At 39.9% G+C, this 22196-nt stretch carries 22 protein-coding genes and 2 pseudogenes; 4 read left to right on the forward strand and 20 right to left on the reverse strand.

Annotated elements, in window-relative coordinates; all coding sequences use genetic code 11:
- Positions 1–32: 32 nt before the first annotated feature.
- A complete protein-coding gene (locus HMPREF2571_RS04770) occupies positions 33–833 on the reverse strand; it encodes a PhzF family phenazine biosynthesis protein (protein WP_004182466.1) in 801 nt (266 codons plus the stop codon).
- 99 nt (positions 834–932) lie between these two features.
- Entirely contained in the window at positions 933–1478 is a 546-nt protein-coding gene (locus HMPREF2571_RS04775) for a TetR/AcrR family transcriptional regulator (protein WP_013990552.1), read from the reverse strand.
- 228 nt (positions 1479–1706) lie between these two features.
- Here HMPREF2571_RS04775 and HMPREF2571_RS04780 point away from each other — a divergent pair, with 228 nt between their 5' ends.
- The 3 genes and pseudogenes from HMPREF2571_RS04780 to HMPREF2571_RS10270 form a co-directional block, all read left to right on the forward strand.
- Positions 1707–2408, forward strand: coding sequence for an ABC transporter ATP-binding protein (locus tag HMPREF2571_RS04780; protein WP_013990551.1), 702 nt, complete (start codon positions 1707–1709; stop codon positions 2406–2408).
- Between the two features lie 12 nt (positions 2409–2420).
- Positions 2421–5084, forward strand: coding sequence for an FtsX-like permease family protein (locus HMPREF2571_RS04785; protein ID WP_045771621.1), 2664 nt, complete (start codon positions 2421–2423; stop codon positions 5082–5084).
- A 214-nt stretch (positions 5085–5298) separates the two neighbouring features.
- A pseudogene (locus HMPREF2571_RS10270) lies at positions 5299–5529 on the forward strand (IS3 family transposase); the annotation flags it as partial.
- 77 nt (positions 5530–5606) lie between these two features.
- Here HMPREF2571_RS10270 and HMPREF2571_RS04795 read toward each other — a convergent pair.
- The 15 genes from HMPREF2571_RS04795 to HMPREF2571_RS10660 form a co-directional block, all read right to left on the reverse strand.
- Entirely contained in the window at positions 5607–6230 is a 624-nt protein-coding gene (locus HMPREF2571_RS04795) for an endonuclease III domain-containing protein (RefSeq protein ID WP_045771620.1), read from the reverse strand.
- Entirely contained in the window at positions 6227–7747 is a 1521-nt protein-coding gene (locus HMPREF2571_RS04800; protein WP_045771619.1) for an ABC transporter permease/substrate-binding protein, read from the reverse strand. The genes HMPREF2571_RS04795 and HMPREF2571_RS04800 overlap by 4 nt, the downstream gene beginning before the upstream one ends.
- The gene (locus tag HMPREF2571_RS04805; RefSeq protein ID WP_045771618.1) at positions 7740–8468 is read right to left on the reverse strand and encodes an ABC transporter ATP-binding protein; all 729 of its coding nucleotides are present in this window, start codon (positions 8466–8468) and stop codon (positions 7740–7742) included. The genes HMPREF2571_RS04800 and HMPREF2571_RS04805 overlap by 8 nt, the downstream gene beginning before the upstream one ends.
- A complete protein-coding gene (locus HMPREF2571_RS04810; protein ID WP_070847306.1) occupies positions 8461–9315 on the reverse strand; it encodes an SDR family oxidoreductase in 855 nt (284 codons plus the stop codon). Before HMPREF2571_RS04810 ends, HMPREF2571_RS04805 begins: the two co-directional genes overlap by 8 nt.
- A gap of 18 nt (positions 9316–9333) precedes the next feature.
- Positions 9334–9783 (reverse strand): MarR family winged helix-turn-helix transcriptional regulator, encoded by a 450-nt coding sequence (locus HMPREF2571_RS04815; RefSeq protein ID WP_002884904.1) that lies wholly within the window; start codon positions 9781–9783, stop codon positions 9334–9336.
- Between the two features lie 86 nt (positions 9784–9869).
- Positions 9870–10634, reverse strand: coding sequence for a protein-ADP-ribose hydrolase (locus HMPREF2571_RS04820; RefSeq protein WP_070847308.1), 765 nt, complete (start codon positions 10632–10634; stop codon positions 9870–9872).
- A complete protein-coding gene (locus HMPREF2571_RS04825) occupies positions 10619–11452 on the reverse strand; it encodes an SIR2 family NAD-dependent protein deacylase (RefSeq protein ID WP_041817217.1) in 834 nt (277 codons plus the stop codon). The genes HMPREF2571_RS04820 and HMPREF2571_RS04825 overlap by 16 nt, the downstream gene beginning before the upstream one ends.
- Before the next feature lie 4 nt (positions 11453–11456).
- The gene (locus HMPREF2571_RS04830; protein WP_013990533.1) at positions 11457–11888 is read right to left on the reverse strand and encodes a pyridoxamine 5'-phosphate oxidase family protein; all 432 of its coding nucleotides are present in this window, start codon (positions 11886–11888) and stop codon (positions 11457–11459) included.
- Between the two features lie 177 nt (positions 11889–12065).
- Positions 12066–12785 (reverse strand): acetolactate decarboxylase, encoded by a 720-nt coding sequence (gene budA, locus HMPREF2571_RS04835; protein WP_002883899.1) that lies wholly within the window; start codon positions 12783–12785, stop codon positions 12066–12068.
- Between the two features lie 15 nt (positions 12786–12800).
- Entirely contained in the window at positions 12801–14477 is a 1677-nt protein-coding gene (alsS, locus tag HMPREF2571_RS04840; RefSeq protein WP_004182457.1) for an acetolactate synthase AlsS, read from the reverse strand.
- A gap of 213 nt (positions 14478–14690) precedes the next feature.
- Complete coding sequence (locus tag HMPREF2571_RS04845; protein ID WP_013990531.1) at positions 14691–15032, reverse strand: hypothetical protein; 342 nt, start codon at positions 15030–15032, stop codon at positions 14691–14693.
- 98 nt (positions 15033–15130) lie between these two features.
- Entirely contained in the window at positions 15131–15607 is a 477-nt protein-coding gene (locus tag HMPREF2571_RS10820; RefSeq protein WP_013990530.1) for a hypothetical protein, read from the reverse strand.
- 33 nt (positions 15608–15640) lie between these two features.
- Positions 15641–16507 (reverse strand): hypothetical protein, encoded by an 867-nt coding sequence (locus tag HMPREF2571_RS10825; protein WP_013990529.1) that lies wholly within the window; start codon positions 16505–16507, stop codon positions 15641–15643.
- Between the two features lie 47 nt (positions 16508–16554).
- Positions 16555–18387 (reverse strand): translation elongation factor 4, encoded by a 1833-nt coding sequence (gene lepA, locus HMPREF2571_RS04855; RefSeq protein ID WP_013990528.1) that lies wholly within the window; start codon positions 18385–18387, stop codon positions 16555–16557.
- 121 nt (positions 18388–18508) lie between these two features.
- Positions 18509–18673 carry a hypothetical protein gene (locus tag HMPREF2571_RS10660; protein WP_013990527.1) on the reverse strand — a complete coding sequence of 55 codons (165 nt, stop codon included), beginning with the start codon at positions 18671–18673 and terminating at the stop codon, positions 18509–18511.
- 225 nt (positions 18674–18898) lie between these two features.
- On the opposite strand from HMPREF2571_RS10660, the pseudogene HMPREF2571_RS04860 reads away from it, so the two are divergent.
- Positions 18899–19084 (forward strand): annotated as a pseudogene (locus HMPREF2571_RS04860) (ISL3 family transposase); the annotation flags it as partial.
- Between the two features lie 74 nt (positions 19085–19158).
- On the opposite strand, the gene deoD reads toward HMPREF2571_RS04860, so the two are convergent.
- From deoD to HMPREF2571_RS04875, 3 genes are all read right to left on the reverse strand, one after another.
- On the reverse strand, positions 19159–19869 hold the full coding sequence (gene deoD, locus HMPREF2571_RS04865; protein WP_002884979.1) for a purine-nucleoside phosphorylase: 711 nt from the start codon (positions 19867–19869) through the stop codon (positions 19159–19161).
- A gap of 367 nt (positions 19870–20236) precedes the next feature.
- Positions 20237–20950: a type 1 glutamine amidotransferase gene (locus HMPREF2571_RS04870; protein ID WP_013990524.1), complete on the reverse strand. Its 714-nt coding sequence runs from the start codon at positions 20948–20950 to the stop codon at positions 20237–20239.
- Positions 20947–22194, reverse strand: coding sequence for a chloride channel protein (locus HMPREF2571_RS04875; protein ID WP_070847310.1), 1248 nt, complete (start codon positions 22192–22194; stop codon positions 20947–20949). The genes HMPREF2571_RS04870 and HMPREF2571_RS04875 overlap by 4 nt, the downstream gene beginning before the upstream one ends.
- Positions 22195–22196: the final 2 nt, after the last annotated feature.

Raw genomic sequence — 22196 nt, forward strand, 5'->3', positions numbered from 1 at the left:
AATACTTCTACGTTTTCGTAATCGACAGAAATTTAGTCCATGACATAAATTTCACCACGACTATAAAGGGCAGCTTTACCTGCAAGGTAAATCCTATCTCCTGCTAGACGACAAAAGAGCAGTCCACTCCTTTCAGAGGCTTGGTAAGCCCTAAATTCAGCTTGTGCCAACTTATTAGCCCACAAAGGAATGACATGACAGTGTCCTGAGCCACAGACTGGATCTTCCTTGACTGATAATTTTGGGGCAAAACTTCGAGTCACAGTATCATACTCGCTTCCTTTTGCAGTGATATTCAGGAGGAGCCCATCTAAAGCTTTTACTTTATCAAAATCTGGACTTGCATTGATGGCATCATTTTCATGTGGCAAGATACAAACTAGATCTCTTCCAAGCCATGCTTCAAGTGGACGGACCCCGATTGCTTCTTCCATCTCACTTGTGACCGCAACCTGTTGCATGGAATATGCTGGAAAATTCAGCTCATAGTACTCACCTTTTTTGGTAACTAAAAGTTCCCCACTCTGTGTTGCAAAAGTTAGACTTTCAGCATCCTTTTCAAAAAATCTAAAAAGAACAAAAGCCGTTGCCAAGGTTGCATGGCCGCACAAATCGATTTCTCCACCGGGAGTAAACCAACGTAATTCGTAGTGATTATCATTTTTAACCGTAAAAGCTGTCTCAGAAAGATTATTCTCTTTGGCAATATTCTGTAAGGTATTATCTGACAACCATTCATCCAAAAGACAAACAGCAGCTGGGTTGCCTTTAAAAACGGTATCTGTAAAAGCATCGACGATAAATTGTGGGATGGTATATTGATTCATTGACATAGACAGCTCCTTAAATTGTTAACCTTGTTTTAAAACTACAAGTGAATGTAGAAAATTTAGTAAAAAATCAAATTAAATTATTTCTTGTCCATCTCCACCTTATCCCTTAAACCACTCCATTCCTGGAGAATCCAGTATAATTTTGGTCAATTGTTGGGGGCTTTCTTGAGTCCCATTGATAATCCAGTCGACGATAAGGCCTGTCAAACCAGAAACATACATGGTAATAGCATAGCGCTCTGGCATTTGATAAGCTGCCACAATGACTGGTCGAGAACGTGGCGTTGACTCAATCATACCCAAAATAAAAGAACGAATGTTATCTGCAAAACGAAAGCTTGGATTTTTTGCAATTTCAACAAAAAAAGCACTGTTCTCTTGAAAATGAGACAAGATGGATTCCAACGCTTCTTTGGGATGAAAGGTTTCTTTCCTTAAGATCATGCGAACAGTCGTCAAGGTTTCTTCCTTTAACTGCTCTAAAAAATCCTGTTTATCAAGGTAGTGCAGATAAAATGTCGAGCGGTTAACACCCGCTTTTTTGGTTAACTGACTAATCGTAATGTCCTCTAAGCTTCTTGTAGCTAACAGCTGAATGAAGGCTTCTTTTATATCTGACTTAGTTGTCGTTTGTCTCTGCTGCATACGAACCCCTTGTTTCTACAAATTGTTGATTAAAGTATATCTTGATTTTTGAAATTGTCAACTATCATCAAGTATTTTCATTGATTAATACAACTTCCATATCCTTATTTCAACACATTGTTGATTTGTGTTGTAGCATTCGTATTAAAAAAATCATAAAATAACTTCCGTAATCATTCAACAGGTTGTTGTTTTAGCACTGATAACTTTTAAAGGAGACAAATACACATGGCTTATATTGAAATGAAACATAGTTACAAACGTTATAAAACAGGTGATGTAGAAATCATCGCAAACAATGATATCACATTCGAGATTGAAAAAGGGGAGTTAGTGATTATACTCGGTTCTTCTGGGGCAGGAAAATCAACTGTTCTCAATATTCTTGGTGGTATGGATACCAATGATGAAGGAAAGGTCATCATCGATGGGAAAGACATCTCCAATTATAACGCTAAAGAATTAACGGCTTATCGTAGAGACGATGTTGGTTTTGTTTTTCAATTCTATAACTTAGTATCTAATTTAACAGCTAAAGAAAATGTAGAATTGGCCTCTGAAATCGTATCAGATGCTAAAGATGCTGAACAAACCCTAGTTGACGTTGGTCTTGGGAAACGCATCAACAACTTTCCTGCACAATTATCTGGTGGGGAGCAACAACGGGTAGCTATCGCTCGCGCCGTAGCAAAAAATCCTAAGATTTTCCTCTGTGATGAACCGACAGGTGCCTTAGATTACAATACCGGAAAACAGGTCTTAAAGATTCTCCAAGACAAGACTCGTAAGGAAGGTGCTACAGTGATTATTGTCACTCACAACGGTGCCCTTGCACCGATTGCAGATCGTGTCATTCGTATGCACGATGCTCGTGTTCAAAGTATCGAACTCAATTCAAATCCTCAAGATATCGATACTCTCGAGTACTAGAAAGGATTGCTCATGAATCGTAAAACTTATTGGAAAGATCTCAGAAAGTCTTTCTCTAGTTCTAAAGGACGGGTGGTTTCTATTGCTTCACTCATGGCCTTGGGTTCTTTCGCTCTTGTGGGTCTAAAGGTGACAACCCCCGATATGCAACACACGGGAACAAGCTATTTCACTAAACACCAAACAGCTGACCTCACAGTTACTGGTAGCTATGGACTTAACCAGTCGGATCAAGACCTCTTAAATCAAGTCTCATCAGAGGCAAACATTGAGTACGGTTACTTTAAAGATGTCGTTCTGAAAGATTCCACTGATGCCTTTCGACTATTTTCAAAACCAAAAGATATCTCAACTTATGAGATTGTAAAAGGAAAACTTCCAAGTAAGCAAGGTGAAATTGCTCTTTCTTCAGTCTATCAAGACAAATATAAGATTGGTGACAAGATCTCGTTTTCTGAAAAAGAGGGTGACAATGGTAAGGATGTCTTAAAAGAACACACCTTTACCATCACTGGCTTTGTTCATTCATCTGAAATCTTATCAAGTGTTGATCTCGGTTCATCTACAGCTGGTAGTGGGGAACTCAAAGGTTATGCGGTAGTTCCTGAATCTAGTTTTGATTCCGACGTCTACATGATTGCTCGCTTAGCTTACAAAGACGTCAGTACTGCTAACCCCTATACCCAGGATTACACTGACAAGGTTTCCAAACACGAGGATGAACTCGAAAAATTAGTAAAAAATCAACCTGCTAATCGTTTGAAAGAATTAAAAGCTGATCCACAGGCTGAGATTGACCAACAAACAAGTCAACTTCAGACAGCAGAAACGGAGCTTAACAAGAAACTAGAACAAGCAAAAGCGAGCGGTCAGGATAAGAATCCTCTTGTCCAGGGACAATTGACACAAGCACAAGATGAAATCGCTGAAAAGAAGGGGCAAATAAAGGAAGCTCAAGAAAAACTCGATAGCATTACTGAACCAAGCTACGATGTCTACACACGTCGTGAAGCTCCTTGGTCAGAAGGGTACGTTTCATATGAGACCAACGCTTCTGTTTTTCAGAACCTCAGTAATATCTTCCCTGTTATCCTCTACTTTATTGCTGCCTTGGTTACCTTTGTAACAATGGGACGCTTCGTCGAAGAAGAACGGATTAAGGCAGGGACATTCAAAGCTCTCGGTTACCAAAACAAGGACATCATCCGTAAATTTATTATTTATGGATTTGTGACAAGTATGATTGGTACTGCTATTGGGGTTGCTGCAGGTCACATTCTCCTTCCAACTATCATATACAATAGTTATAAAGAGCGAATCCTCCTCGCACCGATTGAGTTACACTTTTATCCGTTTAAGACTCTTCTAGCTATTGTGCTTGGTCTTTTGTCCACAGTTCTTCCTGCTTTCATGGTAGCCAAGCGCGAATTAGGAGAAAAGCCAGCCCAACTTCTTCTTCCAAAACCTCCAACATCTGGTTCTAAGATTCTTCTGGAGCGCATCACCCCACTTTGGAACCGGATGAGCTTTACACAAAAAGTCACTGCCCGTAATATTTTCCGCTACAAGCAACGGATGTTCATGACAATTTTTGGTGTCTGCGGTTCTATCGCACTTCTCTTTGCTGGACTCGGTATTCGTTCTTCTATTGGAGACCTTAACACACGCCAATTCCCTAACATCATTCGCTATGATATGATTGTCGCAAACAAGGATTATCTGGATGGGCAGGAAAAGGAAAACATCCAAAAATTAATTAACGATAGCAAGGTCAAGGAATATCTTTCTATTCATTACGAAATGCTTTCGAAAGAGGCAGGAAATAATAACGATCGTCAAGATATCACAACCCTTGTGGTTAAAGACAAGGGTCAAGAAACTCTACAACATTACATCAAGCTCAATAATCGTGAAACTGGTCAAAAACTCGAATTGACCGACAAAGGGATTATTATTTCTGAGAAATTGGCAGACTTAGCTGGCGTTTCTGTAGGAGATGAGTTAACCGTTCAAAATAGTCAAGACAAGGATATCAAGCTCAAAGTTGCTGGTATTTCTGAAATGTATATGGGTCACTTCATCTTTATGAATGAAACTACTTACAGAAATGCTTTTGGTAAAGAGGCGAGCCAAAATGCTACTATTCTGACACTGAAGAATCACTCAGACAAAAACGTTGAGCAAACAGCCAGTCAATTTATGGAGCTTGATGGTGTCAAAGGGGTTGTTCAAAATACTACTCTAAAGGCACAAATCAAGACCATCGTCAACTCCCTTAGCCGTGTTATGGCAGTATTGATTGGGATTTCTGTTCTTCTTGCTTTAGTTGTTCTCTTTAATTTGACAAATATCAATGTGGCAGAACGTATCCGTGAGTTATCAACCATTAAGGTTCTAGGCTTCTTTGACAAAGAAGTGACACTCTACATCTATCGAGAAACCATTTATCTCTCTATCATTGGTATCTTGGTTGGATTCGGACTTGGTTTGGGATTGCATCAATACATGGTAGAGGTTATCCCTCCTGAAAATATCATGTTCAATCCAGGTCTGAGCTGGCTCATCTATGCCATCCCAACACTTGTCGTCATTGTCATTCTGACAGGTCTTGGTATCTTTGTGAACCAACACCTTAAGAAAGTCAATATGCTCGAAGCCCTAAAATCTGTTGAGTAACATACAATCTAAGCTAATAAATAGAATGTCATAACGAAGACAAATGTCATTTTGGGCGTTTGTTTTTTTTAATTTTTTAAATGATTTACTTTATCATCTGGTATTTCCATCCAAAAATCAGATTTTGAGTAAAATAAAAAGAGATATTCACTATTCATTTCACCAATCTTTTAATATTGAACAAGGAGGCACATACTTTTGGATGACTCTTATACTCCAGTTATCTATATCATGTAAATACAATAGTCCAGATAACGGCATGATGGAATCCTTCTTTGGCATTCTGAAGACTGAGATGTTTTATGGTTATGAGAAGACGTTTAAGTCAATTGAGCATTTGGAACAAGCTATTGTAGACTATATTAATTATTACAACAACAAACACATTAAGATAAAACTAAAAGGACTTAGTCCTGTGCAATACAGAACTAAATCCTTTGCTTAAATAAATTGTCTAACTTTAGGTTAGTACAAAATCCGTTTCTTTTGTGGAGTCAAAGGACTACTGTCCCAGACTCTTTTTTATCGTAACCAACTTTCATCTAACTGACCTTTACTTTTGCGAAAAGCTTTCCCATGTTCATCAATGACAGCATGAATCTCTTGGCATTGTTTGAGAGTGAGGCCTTCCAATACGTTACCATAAACAGCATGCATTTCATTATAGGTATCAAAGTTTCCAAATCCTAAGCGTCGAAAAAGTCTTCTCGCATATTCATCCGAAATAAAAACTAGACGATCAAAAAGATAAAGTAAAAGTGCATCTGCAGTCTCTGGTCCAATCCCTTTTAACCCCAACAGTTGCTTTCGTAAATCTTCTGTTTCAATCCTGGCAAGAACCTCAAAACCACCAACTTCTCTTAACCAGATCAGAAGTCCCCTAATCGTTTGAGACTTTTGCTTAAAAAATCCGGCAGGCCGAATACGTTCCTGTAACTCTTCTAGCGGTAAAGCCAGAATACCTTCTACTGTCATGACATCCATTAGACCAGCTAAAGCCAACTTAGCATTCTTCTCTGTTGTTCGCTGGATCAGAATGGTCGATACCAAATCTTCAATCTTGTTATCCGATTGCCACCAATTTTGTTCTCCATAGTGCTTGCAGAGTCGCAAAAGAGTTTCTTGTATTTCTTTTTGCTTAATCATTTCTTCAATAGTCCTTGTTTTACCAAAAACTCACGTGCGACTTTAGCAGCAGGTTTTCCTTCTACTCCCACTTGGTAGTTCATCTGACTCATTTGGCTCTCTGTGATTTTGCCGGCCAACTTGTTCAGAATGCCTTCCAATTCTGGATGTTTCTTAAGAAGAGCTTCTTTCATGAGGGGTGCTCCTTGGTAAGGTGGGAAGAGGTGTTGGTCATCCTCTAGAACAACTAAATCATATTGAGCAATTTCTGGGTCTGTTGAATAAGCATCTGTTATTTGGATATTGCCTTGTTGGATTGCCTCATAGCGAAGTGCCGGCTCCATGGTAGCTACATTAAGATTTAGTCCATAAACTGATTGAAGCCCTTTGTTTCCGTCTTCACGGTCGTTAAATTCCAACGTGAAACCAGCTTTAAGCTTGTCCTGAACTTTCTTGAGATCAGAAATCGTCTTCAGATTATACTCTTTAGCAATACTTTTCGGAACAGCAATCGCATAGGTGTTTTGATAAGCCATGGGTTTGAGCAAAGCTAGATTATCTTGTTTCTTTATCCCATCACTCGCAACCTCGAAAACTTCTTTGGAGTCGTTGCTGACTTTAGGAGCTGGCTGCAAGAGAGAGCTTGTAATGGTCCCTGTAAATTCTGGATAGATATCGATATCACCCTTTTTAAGCGCTTGATAAAGGAAATCTGTCTTCCCAAAGTTAGGCTTAACCGTCACCGTCATGTCACTATTTTCCTCAATGAGAAGCTTGTACATATTCATGAGAATTTCTGGCTCAGGTCCCAATTTACCAGCTATGACTAGATTTTCTTTCTCTTTCTGAGGCATCATGCTTGGTGCGTAGCTTGCTCCCAAACCAAGGACCATAATAGCGAAAGCTGCAAAAATCGTGCGTAACTTGGCCTTTTCCATCCATTTTAGAACAATATTGAATAAAATAGCAAGAAGTGCTGAGGAAATGGCCCCAATCAGAATCAAGCTATAATTTCTTCGATCAATACCTAGAAGGATAAAGGAACCAAGTCCTCCAGCCCCAATCAAGGCTGCCAAGGTCGCAGTCCCTATAATCATTACCGCAGAAGTCCTTACCCCTGACATTACCACAGGCATAGCCAGTGGAATTTCAAACTTCTTGAGTCGCTCCCACTTGGTCATCCCAAAGGCGATCCCAGCTTCTTCCAAACTAGGGTCAAGCCCACGCAATCCTGTAATAGTATTTTGCAAAATTGGGAATATCGCATAAATGACTAGAGCTGTTAAAGCTGGAAGCGTTCCAATTCCCATAATAGGGATAAAGAGTCCCAGAAGGGCCATGGAAGGGATGGTTTGAAAGACACCAGCGAGTTGCAAGACCCAGTTACTCGCACGTTCGCGCGTGCTAAGATAAATGGCCAAAGGAATTGAGAGGAAAATTGCAATAATTAAGGTCAAAAGAGACAATTGTAAGTGCTGTCCGAGGGCCGTTAACCAGTCCCCAAAACGTTCTTGAAATGTTGAAATCAAATTAGACATGAAGGCTACCTCCAAACAAGTTTGCTACAAAGTCTGTCGCAGGCGCTTCTAAAATTGTTTCAGGTTCTGCGACCTGACGAATTTCTCCATCCTGCAAAACTGCAATTCGATCCCCTAATTTTAAGGCCTCATCCGTATCATGTGTTACGAAGATGGTCGTCATGCCGAATTCTTTATGTAAGGCCTTGGTCAATTCTTGCAACTGCTTGCGAGAGATGGCATCCAAGGCTGAAAAAGGTTCGTCCATCAATAGAATCTTTGGTTCCCCAATGATAGCTCGCACAATGCCAATCCGCTGTTGCTCTCCACCCGATAATTCACTAGGCATGCGATTTGCATACTCTGCAGCAGGCAGGCCAACCTTGTTCAAGAGTTCCTCTGTTTTAGAAGCGATTTGCTCCTTGCTCCAGCCCTTCATCTCAGGAATGAGAGCAATATTTTCGGCAACGGTCAAGTTAGGAAATAGGGCAATAGCCTGAAGGACATAGCCAGTACTGAGACGTAACTCCCGTTCATCATAGTCCTTAATGCGTTTTCCATCCATATAGATATTGCCATCTGTCGGCTCCAAAAGACGGTTAATCATCTTGATCATGGTGGTCTTACCAGATCCTGAAGGACCCACTAGCACCATGAATTCTCCATTTTCAATGCGGAGATTGACATCTTTTAAAATGTCCTTTTCCGTGTAGCGCAAGGCTACATGTTTGTATTCAATCATATTTTTCCTCAATAAGTTTTCTGTCTCTAAGAATATCCAATAAGCTACTTGCTGGATGCCCTAGGACTTTTTCGATATCTGTTGAAACCCCAGCTTGTTCCCCAACTTTGATAGCTGTATAGGTGCTGACCCAGGCATCGTACTCCCAAGTTTGTGCTGGCCATTTTTTTCGTGACTCATAGGCTTCTTCTACTGATTCATCTACATACGCGATGGCCTTACCGGTCTCCTTTGAGAGAAGCGCTACGATATCTTGCATAGAAAGATCCTCTGGCCCTGTCAAATTCAAGGTTTGATTTTCCCACTCCTTAGGATTTAAAAGAATTTCTGCGGCAACCGTAGATGTGTCCTTACGGGCAACAGCTGACACAAGGCCCCTGCCAGCCGGACCACGAATTTCTCCATTTTCAAGAGCAATATCAATAAAGAAGTCCAAGTAAAAATTATCTCTCAAAAATGTATAGGTGAATCCTAACTTCTTGATATAGGCTTCCGTCTGGGCATGATCTCGAGACAAGGTAAAGGTTGCTTTTTCATCTGCTCCGTAAAAGGAGGTATAGACAATATGCTGCACTCCAGCAAGCTTTGCGGCATCTAAAAAAATCTTGTGTTCCTCAACACGCTCTGGATTTTCCCGAGCAGAGACCATCAATAAGACATCGATTCCCTTTAAGGCCTCAACCACCTCTGGAGTATTGTCATACACCATCTTACGAATTTCCGCTGACGCGTAGACTTTTGCACGCTCTGGGCTTCTTGCCAGATGGATAGAAGAAATTCCTTGCTGATCGACAAGATCAGCCACATAAGAGCCTAATTTCCCTGTTACACCTGTTATTCCAATCATAACTGTTACTTCCTTTCCCTACATATCATTTTCTTTAGCTTTTAGATTTGTGATAATACGCTCTTGATAGGCTTCAAATTCTCGGATTTCTTGATTTGAAAAGCCTTGGTAGAAAATCTCTCCTAGTTCTTTGCTGACACGGTCTCCAATTTCTTTTTGCGCCCAACCAAGTTCGGTCAAAACGACAAACTTCTTGCGCTTGTCCTGGTCACTCTGTTCAATCGTAACCAAGCCCTGGTCAACTAATTTCTTAATCATGCTAGTCAAGGTATTGTTGGCTAGTCCTGAAGCAAGGGCGATATCTGTCGCAGTTGCTCGACCATCTTCTTTTTGCCAAAGCACTGTTAAAATTTTTCCTTGTTCACTTCTATATTGAGCTTCTGGTTCTTTGCTCAAGAGTTTTTGAAAAATACGCCCGTTTAACAATCGAATCTGTAGAGCTTGGTAGCCCCCTAACATCTTGTCCATTATGTCTCCTTTTTGTTCGATATCGAAATATTAAAGTTATTGTATCACTGTCTGTTACATCCGTCAACTACTTCTATATAGAAACATTATTTTTTTAATAATGCTTGATAAATCGTATAATCAATATCTTTAAAAACATTGAATATAACTACCATATCAGGGTGTTCTTTCTGGAACTGTAGAACCGTCTCTATCGCAATCTTAGCTGCCTCTTCATTTGGAAAACGAAATTCTCCTGTTGAGATACAACAAAAGGCCAAGCTTCTCAGACCTTTTTCATAAGCTAAGTTCAAACACTCTTCGTACGAAGAGGCCAACTGTTGTCTTTCCAAATCTGTCACTTCGTCATAGATAATAGGCCCAACTGTGTGAAGGACATAGCGGGAAGGTAGGTTAAAGGCCTTGGTCATCTTTGCCTGACCCGTAGCTTCATCCTCTCCTTGCTCCTGCATGTGCTCCTGACAGGCTAAACGTAGTTCAACCCCCGTAGCTGTGTGAATGGCATTGTCAATACAAGAATGATTAGGTACAAAACAGCTTAAAAGCTTACTGTTGGCCGCATTGACAATGGCATCGACCGCCAGACGAGTGATATCGCCTTGCCACAGGTAGAGATTGGGCCGAATCGGAGTCAAGTCTTTTAAGTCTACAACTCCTTTTTCTAATAGTTTTTCTTGTAAATAACGGTCTTGTTGGTAGAGAAAGTCGGCTGTCACCGGTGCTGGATAGCGGACATTTTGAAGAGCCCGATATAACACTTCTTGCTCCTCTACCTTTTCAGGAATCTCTAGTTCTGTCAATCCTTGCTCGCTTTTTAAAACATCAATCAAATATTCTAGTCTGTTAGCCATTGTTGGAGTACCTCCCTCATATCATCGTTTATAGAAATTGTCTTTTCCTTTGTAGCAGCAAAACCTTCAAGATCATCACGATTGAGGCGAATCAAATGAGCCTTTGGAAATACTGCTGTCATTTTCTCAAAAGGATAGCGAATAATGGTCGGCGTATTGTATCCGACACCCAATTCTAAGAAGACAACCTTTTGATCTTCAATCCCTTCTAAAAATCCTAGATAAGATTCATAAGATGCCTCCCAAGTCTCATCTTGGACAAAAGCCTGGTCTACACGTAAATGCATGGTCATTGGAGCCCCACAATGAGGACAATACGGTATCAAGTCAGTTGGAATTTTCAAGTCCTTGATTTCTTTTAGCATCTCCATGACAGCTCCTTCATTATCAAAAACTTTCTGACGACAAGGAACGGAACACTGCCATTCTCCGTAGTTGCCCTGCACTTCAAAGAAACGCTCCTGAGCAAATCCTGTCTTCATAAACTGCCCATCTACATTGGTCGTAATCACAAAATAATCCTTGTTCTTAACCAAGTCGAAAAGATCTCTATAAAGCGAAAGTCCCTCTGGCTGGTAACGATTATGATAGATATGCTTGGCCCAATAACCCCAGCGCTCCTCAGCGGTCTCAAAAGGATAAAATGCTGCAGAATACATATCCTGCATGCCATAACGAGCAATATAATCTTTAAAGAAAACCTCAAAACGTGAGCCTGAGTAGGTTAAGCCAGCCGCTGCAGATAAGCCAGCTCCCGCTCCAATCACAATTTTATCTGCTTCTTCAATAATTTTCTTTGCATCTTGAATCTTTGTCATCTTATCATCCCTCAATTTCAAATCTTGCTTGATAGGGAGGCAATTGCGTCAAATCATAAAAATTGCCTACTGCATTTTTAAAACGAAAGACTTGTAGGTGACTACGTCCCTCCTCCGTCGGATAAATCTCATACATGTATGGATTGGCTTTTAACAACTCTTCTAAATGCTCTTTTCCAATCCATTCCACCTGACCGGTTAGGGAAATAGATTTACGATCCATAGTTCCGGCACCTTGAGTCATCCCTGTCACTGCTACACGTCCATCTTCCTTAAGCCGTTTGTAGAGGGATTTAAAATCGGCAGTCAAAAAATAAACTGTTTTCCCGTCCTCCCACATCATGTCCATAACAGCTGTATGCGGATGTCCCGTTTCATCAACCGTTGCCACTACAACTGAATGAATCTCTTCGACTAGCACTTTCAAATAATCCATTATAAAACACCATATCTTTCTTTGGATTTTAGTTCGATATCGAACTTTCTGATATTATTGTAATCATTATAGTTACATCTGTCAGCTGCTTCGATATAGAAGTACCTTAAAAAACAAAAAAACTTCCCTAATTATCTAGGAAAGTTCTTTCTATGATTTTTGATGTCTTAAAAAATTTTATTCAGCCTTAGTAATATCTTCACGCATCTCATCGACATTGAATTTAGCAAAAAGATACTGACGGTCTTGAACTGGGAAACGTTGGTCGAGTTGGTCAACTGGTCCAACTTCAATAATACCATTTTCAATAACAAAGTCCATAACGTGACCACCAAATGTCAAGTCATCTGAAATAAAATGGAGGTGATACCCAGCAACACTCACACCGTGGAACATTTCTGGCGTCCAAATACCAACGATAGTACCTGAAATATTATCTACCTCGTACTCAGGTTGGCGTGTGGCAACATCCGCAAACTTAATATCGGCATTTGATTTTGGAATCATGCGCACGTGCATATGCTTAAAATGACCTTTGATTTTGATAGAACGGAAAAGATTGACCCCATCATAATAAGATTCAATACGATCCTCAAGTTCTTTATCAGTCATTTCATAACGTTGACGGAAGATAACTTCAGCTTGGTGAGGTACGACTGCTGCATAAGGTACTTTTTCATCAGGAGAAACTTCTACCACTTCGACCTTACCCTCAGATCCTTTGGCTTGATAGGCTTTACCGTCAAGAACAATCAACTCACCATCGATAGAATCTAATGTTCCGAGACCCAAGTCTCCATGCTCCAACAATTCTCCAACTGTTAAAGTACCTCCATAAAGCCCAGCCATCAAGGCTCCCAAAGTATTATATTGAAATAATTTTATGGCTTCAGACATGTCTACACCCTCTTTTTAGTAAAATTCATCTGGCAAAATAGTTTCGCCGAGTTTAATATTATCTTTATAGTCGATTGGAACATCAATAAGGACTGGTCCATCTACAGCTTGAGCCAAGGCTTCTTGAAGCAAGCTAGCAAACTCTTCTTTACTTGTTGCACGATAACCTTTCGCTCCAAAGCTCTCAGCATATTTTACAAAATCTACAGGACCAAAGTCAACCCCAGATGAACGACCGTACTTCATTTCTTCCTGGAATTCCACCATATTGTAATGGCCATCGTTCCAGATAATATGAACAATTGGCAATTTCAAACGAACTGCCGTTTCCAATTCTTGCGCTGAGAAGAGGAAACCACCGTCACCAGAAACAGAAATGACTTTTGTCTTAGGACGAACCAAAGCTGCAGAGATGGCCCAAGGAAGAGCAACTCCTAAAGTTTGCATCCCATTTGAGAAAAGCAAATGACGTGGTTCATAAGATTTGAAATAGCGAGCCATCCAAATATAGTGACTACCAACGTCAACGGTGACTGTCATGTCATCTTTGGTTTGGTCTTGCAAAACTTCAATCAAATCTAGCGGATGTACCTTTCCTTCTTCAGGTCGGCGATCAAACTTAACATCCTCAACAACGTTATTCTTCAACCCTTTAAGGTATTCAACTGATCCTTCAGGTAATTTATAACCTTGAATAGCTGGCAAGAGCAAATCTAAAGTTGCTTCAACATTACCAATCAATTCACGTTCTGGCTGGAAGTAAGTATCCACCTCAGCAGGTTCAACATCAATTACAATGATACGGGCTGAAATCTCAGCATTCCAGTTACGTGCTTCATACTCGATTGGGTCATACCCAATGGCAATAATCAAGTCAGACTTCTTAAGCAACATGTCCCCCGGTTGGTTACGGAAAAGCCCCACACGACCAAAGAAAGTATCTTCTTCAAGATCACGTGACACGATACCAGCACCTTGGAAAGTTTCAACAACTGGTAATTTAACATGTTTCAAAATCTGGCGAATAGAGTAAGTTACGGCTTCTGATGAGGCACCATTCCCCAAAAGAAAGACTGGCAACACTGCATTTTTAATGGCTTGTGCGAGATAGTTAATATCAGAAACAGATGCTGAACCAAGTTTTGGATCTGTCATAGGCTTAATAGCCTTAACACTGACCGGAGCATCGGTCACGTCTTGAGGAATTGAAATAAAGCTTGCACCTGGTTTCCCTGACTTAGCGTGACGATAGGCATTTGCTACCGTTTCAGAAAGGGTGTTAGCATCATGTACTTCAGCAGCATACTTGGTAATTGGTTCAAGCATAGCAACATTATTCATTGATTGGTGGGCACGTTTCAAGAGATCTGCACGCTTAACCTGACCACCAATAGCAAGAACAGGGTCTCCTTCATCTGTCGCTGTTACCAAACCAGTAGCCAAATTAGAGACACCTGGACCAGATGTTACCAATACTACACCAGGTTTTCCTGTAATACGTCCAACACCTTGAGCCATAAAAGCAGCATTTTGCTCATGACGGGCAACTATCAATTCAGGTCCCTTATCTTCCAAAGTATCAAAAACTCTATCGATTTTTGCGCCTGGAATCCCAAAGACATAATCAACATCATGGTTGATCAAACTATCAACCACTAAATCCGCACCATACAATTGCTTTTCTTCTGACATGAACACAGTCCTTCTGGCCCTAAAATGATAGAGCCAACTTTCCTTTCAAGTATAAGTCACAAAGTGTCAAAGTCTGCTCGTTTTTTCACAAACTTTCATCACTTCACAATTCTGTTATCATTATAGCACAGTTTTCAGACAATCTTGTGAAAAAAAGATTGTGAATTTTTGAACTTCTAGCACAAAAAGAAACACCTGATTGCTATCAGATGTTTATGTATTTTTGACCTTAGCAAACTCTCGATTGAGATAATTTTGCAGGCCTTCAAAAATCTCTAATAACTGGAGATAATTAGACAAACTTGAGCGACCAGGGATATCTACCACATCCAAAGAAATGCGTTCCAGATCCTTTTCGTAAAGAATACGGAAGGATACCACTGCTTGATCAGAAAAATAATTTTCCCCTGCCATAATGTAGCACTCATAGATGATGCCAACAGGATTCGCAACCTTCAACTCAATACGAACTGCGCCTAATCCCAAGGCCTCCACTTGCTGAAAACGTTCCAGAATAGCCTGTCGCTGACTAGGAATAAAACTCGTGATATCCATAGTGGCCCTCCCAACATTCCTTTTTGTCTATTATAGCCTAAAGCCGAGAAAAATGCTTGTGTAGGGTTTGTAGAAGCCACATAAACATTCAAGAATACTTAGTCGCCCCCTTTGTAGTCTCTAAAGTCTGACTTAATAGTGGAATCATAATCATGTTTATCCACCCAATCCTTTATATCAGCAAATGAATGAATGTCTTTCTTAATACCAGCACTGTCCTCCACAGAAACCACAATCGCATTTTCACCATTTGTTCCTAACCAATGTAAAATATCATTTGTTTGCTCTTCAGGAGAAAAATAGATTTGTGATTGTCTTTCGTACTCTCTATCTCTATAAGACTCATATTGAGCTAATTGCTTTTTATAGGCATTATATTCCCTATCGTAATCCTTTTGAACTTTTTGACGTGCTTTTTCGTAAGCTCGATAGTCTTTCTGATAGTCTTGTTGAGCCTTTTTGTTAAGAATCTCACTGAAACTTAAGGTTTTAACAGGAAAAATAGAATCAGGAAAAACATTTAATTCTGGGACTTTCTTTGGTCCACTTGGTTTATCAGGTCCTTTCCTTTTCACTGGCTCAGTTGGACCAGCTGGAAAATCTCCCTCCTAGCCTTGACGGGTCAATAGTTTAAATTTCTTTAACGCATCACTCTTTGTTGTTGGATTAACAGCCTCTTCGTAAATATGCTTAACTTCAAGATTTTCATTAAATAGATTAATCTGACTCTCCTCTTTGGAAATGTCTACATTATCAATTTCTATGATAAGGTTTAGCTGAGCAGATAAATAGCTGTCCTTTGGGGCTGGTGACTTCCTTAAAAGCTCATCTAAGTTTCCTTCTCTCTTTAAATAACCCCACATATTGCTATCATTCATCTGATTACGAGCAGAACTCTTATCACCAAAATAAAGCAATTCATCCTTACTATAAGAATAATCTGGTAAATTACTAGTTAAAAATTGGTTCGTATCCAAATTGTAAGCGAATTGCTTATCGCTTCGAGAATTCGTCAAAAAAACATAATCATAACCATCAATCGTTCTTAAAAACACAGTCAATTCTTTGATTTCCTTAAAATCCTTGACTTTCTTCAAATATGGAGTCAGATTAATAATTTTCTTTTTAAAATCTTTGCTAACATCATAAACTACCATATGCGCTTGATGCAGACTACTCATGGTATCGTAATAGCGAACAAAATGGTTTCTACCAATCAACTCAGTCGCTACGTTATCTTCAGAATTATAGTAAGTAGGTTCTTCCTGACTAATGGCAACATACTGATGGCGGCTACCAAAAATCTCATTGTCAGTTACCTTATCCGCTTTTAGAGCAGTCTGTAATTCTTCTACAGCTTTTTCATGAAATTTATGTTTGACATAAGCATTTCCTAAAAAGAAAAGTGTCAGTAAAGTCGCAGTATAAATCCTTCCACGCTTCGAGACGGGAAATTTTAAAATCTTCTTTATCATAACTTTTTTACAAAAATAGCCAGAACATCACATTCTGACTATTACTCTTATTTCTCATCTTCGTCCATTGAAAGCACTGACAAGAAGGCTTCTTGTGGGACTTCAACCGAACCGATGGCTTTCATACGTTTCTTACCGGCTTTTTGTTTTTCGAGGAGTTTACGTTTACGTGAAACGTCACCACCGTAACACTTAGCCAAGACGTTTTTACGAAGGGCTTTGATATCTGTACGGGCAACGATTTTTTGACCAATAGCCGCTTGGATAGGCACTTCGAATTGTTGACGTGGAATGATTTTCTTAAGCTTATCAACGATAAGTTTTCCACGCTCGTAGGCAAATTCCTTGTGAACGATGAAGCTAAGGGCATCGACCTTGTCACCATTAAGGAGAATATCCATTTTCACCAATTGTGAACGGCGGTATTCTGACAATTCATAGTCAAAGCTTGCATAACCACGTGTAGATGATTTCAATTTATCAAAGAAATCAAAGACGATTTCGGCAAGTGGAATCTGATAGATAACATTCACACGATTATCATCAATGTATTCCATGGTTTCAAAATCACCACGTTTACGTTGTGCCAACTCCATAACCGCACCAACATATTCTTGAGGAACCATGATTTGAGCTTTAACATAAGGTTCTTCAATAGCATCAATACGTGTAGGATCTGGGAACTCTGAAGGGTTAGACACTTCAAGCATCTCACCGTCAGTAGTATTAACATGGTAAACTACCGATGGCGCTGTCATGATGAGGTCGATGTTAAACTCACGTTCCAAACGTTCTTGGATAACATCCATGTGAAGAAGACCCAAGAAACCACAACGGAAACCAAAACCAAGGGCTTGAGACGTTTCAGGCTCAAATTGAAGACTGGCATCGTTCAACTGGAGCTTTTCAAGGGCTTCACGCAAGTCGTTATATTTATTTGACTCAATTGGGTAAAGACCTGCAAACACCATTGGGTTCATTTGCTTATAGCCATGGAGTGGCTCAGCAGCTGGATTATCCGCAAGGGTTACGGTATCACCGACACGGGTATCCGCAACGGTCTTAATTGAGGCTGCGATATAACCAACATCTCCTGTCGCAAGGTAATCACGACCAACAGCTTTAGGTGTGAAAATACCAACCTCAGTAACATCAAAGGTCTTGCCATTAGACATCATTTGAATCTTATCGCCTGGTTTAACCATTCCGTTAACCACACGCACTTGGAGGATAACCCCACGGTAGGCATCGTAAACAGAGTCAAAGATAAGGGCTTGGAGAGGGACTTCAACATCACCTTGAGGTGCAGGCACTTTCTCAACGATTTGTTCGAGAATCTCTTCGATACCAATACCGGCCTTAGCTGATGCAAGCACAGCTTCAGAAGCATCTAGTCCGATGACATCTTCAACCTCTGTACGCACACGTTCAGGATCTGCAGCTGGAAGGTCAATTTTATTGATAACTGGTAAGATTTCCAAGTCATTATCAAGGGCCAAGTAAACATTGGCAAGAGTTTGAGCTTCAATCCCTTGAGCTGCATCCACCACCAAGATGGCACCCTCACAGGCAGCAAGAGAACGTGAGACCTCATAAGTAAAGTCCACGTGTCCCGGTGTGTCGATAAGGTGGAAAATGTATGTTTCACCATCTTTAGCTGTATAGTTAAGCTCAATGGCATTTAGTTTAATAGTGATTCCACGTTCACGCTCAAGGTCCATACTATCAAGGAGTTGCGCCTGCATCTCACGACTTGACACTGTTTCAGTCTTTTCCAAGATACGGTCGGCAAGAGTTGATTTACCATGGTCAATATGGGCAATAATAGAGAAGTTACGAATCTTCTCCTGTCTTTGTTTTAATTCTTCAATATTTGGCATTTTTATCTTTCCTAGTTCTTACTTATGATTATCTATAAACTAATCGTTACCTTCTATTATACAAAAAAGACAGGCTTTTGCCTATCTCTAATATCTGCTTTCTGACTGCATTTAGCCCTTCTTATTTCTTAAAAGTATCGTTGTAGTGCTTATTAATAATTGCTGAGCGCTTGTTTTCTGTTGAACTACTTGAAAATGGCCCCAACCCACAGGCTAGTACAACAACTCCTAATAGAATAAGGCAATAAAATGGATGCTCAACAATATAGTATAAAATATCTGACATAGGAAGACTCCTCTTAAATCATAATCAATTACGATTATATTATCAGAAATATTATGTTTTATCAAGCAAAAAAAGAGGGCCTCTCGCTCTCCCTTTTATTAAGGCTCTATAATTTCTGTAGTGGGTAAAACCCACTGTAGAGATTATAGAGCTTTTTGAAATGCAGACAATAAGTCCCATAAGAACTATAATGAAAAGCGACCAAACCATCATTAGGAGGAACTTATGAGACTTATTAAGAATACCACAGAATTAATCGGAATTAAAGACCAAAATATCAATATTTCACTTGTTTTTGAAACTGATACTCATATCGAGGTTCAAGCAAAACTCGATTTCCCTGCACCATTATGCCCTTACCGCCAAGGAACAATGATTAAATACGGCTTTCAAAGAGCTTCTAAAATTCCTCATAGCTACTGGTCTTGTCTTAAAACCTAGACGGACTTGACAAATGGTAAAAAAGGACTTTTGTCACTAATTCACTAGTCTGCAATTAGTGTTTCAAGACCAACTTTCATCATGTCAGTGAAAGTATTTTGACGTTCTTCAGCAGTTGTGTCTTCATCTGGATTAACCAAACTATCAGAAATAGTCATGATGGCAAGAGCATCTACTTGGTGTTGGGCTGCAAGGTAGTAAAGTGCTGCTGCTTCCATTTCAACAGCCTTCACTCCCCACTTACCAAGCTCAATATTTTTTTCGAAATAATTTGAATAGAAGACATCAGATGACAAAACATTACCAACATGTGTTGTCATACCAAGGTCTTTGGCAATGTGGTAAGCCTTATCCAAGAGATCGAAACTTGCAATCTGTGGGAAATCGTATTGTGGCCAATCATTACGGATAATGTTAGAGTTTGTCGCTGCTGCCTGTGCTAGAACTAACTCACGAACGTGAACATCCTCGTTCAATGAACCAGCAGTACCCACACGAATCAATTTTTTAACACCATAGTCAACGATAAGCTCACGCGCATAGATAGAGATAGATGGCATCCCCATTCCTGTTCCCATTACTGAGACACGTTCACCTTTGTATGTTCCTGTGTAACCAAACATGTTACGAACTTCATTGAAACATACAGCATCCTCAAGGAAATTCTCAGCAATGAATTTCGCACGCAATGGATCCCCTGGAAGAAGAATTTTATCAGCAATCTCTCCTTGCTTAGCAGCAATATGAATAGACATAATATAAGATACCAAGGGCATTAAAGAGGCAAAGTAAAAATAGGAAATCCGACAAAGATGCTTCGCATCTAGGAGGATTTATCTTTTTTACACAGCCTCTAGCCCGGGTTCAGTTTCAAACCCGAACTACCCTTCCTTTCATTTTTTATATACAGGACAGGCGACAGAGAACAAAGTAAAAATAGGAAACTGGCGACGCATTGTAAATGCTAGACAGTTTATCTTTTTTACACAGTTCTCCGCTTTCCGAGCTTTCCGCTCGTGTTCAAATCAGAACACACGCTCTATCTTTCTTAATTTTTATTTTTAAATATTTATCTACTATTATATAGTTATATAGTAGATAAATAACAACTTTAAAAGTGGATTAAGCTTGAGTCAATGAATCAAGGAAATCGTATAACTTTTTGTTCATTTCAGAATAATTGTTGGCACGCAATTGTTCAGGTGTTTGAACAAAAGGTAACTCTTTATTTTGCTTACGTAAATGCTCTTCACCGTCAGCAGCTATAAGTAAATCAATAGCTTCAGGATCAAACTCTAAGTGTGCCTGAAAGGCATAATGTTTAGGACTGAAGCGAACAATTTGGCGTGGACAACCTTGACTAGTAGCAAGAACAACTGCATTATCAGTCAATCCAGGCATATCACCATGCCAGTGGCCAGTGTTTAGGGTTTTGCCAAAACCTTTGACATGCTCATCCGCTAAACCTGCCTCAGTTAATGTTACAGGGAAAACACCAATCTCACGTTCTGGACTATGCTCGTACTTACCACCATAGGCAACAGATAAAAGTTGAGCACCTAGGCAAACCCCTACAATATAGATATCAGCAGCAATTGCCTTTTGCATAAATGCAATCTCAGCCTCTGGGTCATAATAAGGGAAGGCCTGACGATCCTCATCAGGTGACTGAGGGCCACCCATAACAATTAGAAAATCAATACCTTCAACGGTTTCAGGAAGAAGCTCTTCCTCATATACCTTGGTTGATGTGATATTATGCCCACGGTCTTGTGCCCATTTTAAATAGGCTCCTGGGACTTCAAACGTTTCGTGTAAGATAAAATGAATATTCATTGTTTTTTCTTCCATCTATTTTTTAATATCCTCGATAGTAGACTCGCTAAGATTAGTGGTACTGCTACCAGCCCTCCTTGACCAGTAAAACCTAGAACTAAGGCTATCCCAGTTAGAGGAGCATCTAAAGTTATTCCTAAAAATACGGTTGCACCGAGTAACATTCCTAGAGTAGGATTGAGTGATAAGCCAAAAATCTCAAGACAACTTGTCAATAAGAAACCCAATCCAGCACCTAAAGTAAAGGAAGGGGTTAGGGTTCCTCCATAAGAGCCTGCCCATAAAAGCAAACATACCACAAGTCCTTTGACGACAAGGATAAGAGGTAGGTATGCTGAAACCCCACCTGAAAATAACCATTGTGCTAGCACCTGACCATTTCCCATGATTAAAGGGTATAAAGCTGCAATCCCACCTAGTACTATATAAGATAGTGGCATGGTCCACAGAATGCGTTTATCAGTAATACGACTTTTGCTAGCCTTTTTAGCTAAGAAGCTAAACATCATCGCCAGCGGAGTTATCACTAATACAAGAACAATAACCTGAATCAGACTAGCAGGATCTGAGCTAACTTTACCGACTTGATACATTGCCTCCTTACCAACGATTGGGCGAGCACAATAAGCTGACAAGTAAGTTGTCACAAGAATGATAACAATGTTTTTTGATTTCCAAGCAACACCTAAGGTTTCCAGAACAAACAGTGTACTGGCAAAGGGGACTTGGTAAACCGCAGCTAAGCCAGCGCCTGCCCCGCAAGCAATTAACAATTGTCTATCAACAACATCCAAATGCAAGGCTTTGGAGAGACTACCACCAAATAGAGCGCCTAATTCTCGAGGCGCTCCTTCTTTACCAATTGAGGAACCAGCTCCAACGATTGCAACCTGCATCAAAGCATGTAGACTTTGGCCAAGAAAATTTGGACTCTTCTTACCAACGAGTTGCTTAGCCTTACTAATAGAAAGTAGGGACACTCGTCTCTGAAGGAAATACCAAAATAAACTAGCGAAAACACCTACTACAAGCAATACTGCAAATCGTCGAAAGGGACTTACAGAGTTAAACTGTGACAATAAATTCGATTTATCATTACCAAATACAAGAATTTGTATAAACTCCAAAAGGTAATGGCAAAGAATGCCTACCAAACCTGAAGTAATACCAGTTCCAAAAACAGCTAAACTTAACCTAATAAACTTGGGTAATGACGTTATAGGTTTTATTCCCTGAGCAATCATAT

Source organism: Streptococcus sp. HMSC068F04, from assembly GCF_001837455.1.
Classification (GTDB): Bacteria; Bacillota; Bacilli; order Lactobacillales; family Streptococcaceae; genus Streptococcus; species Streptococcus salivarius_D.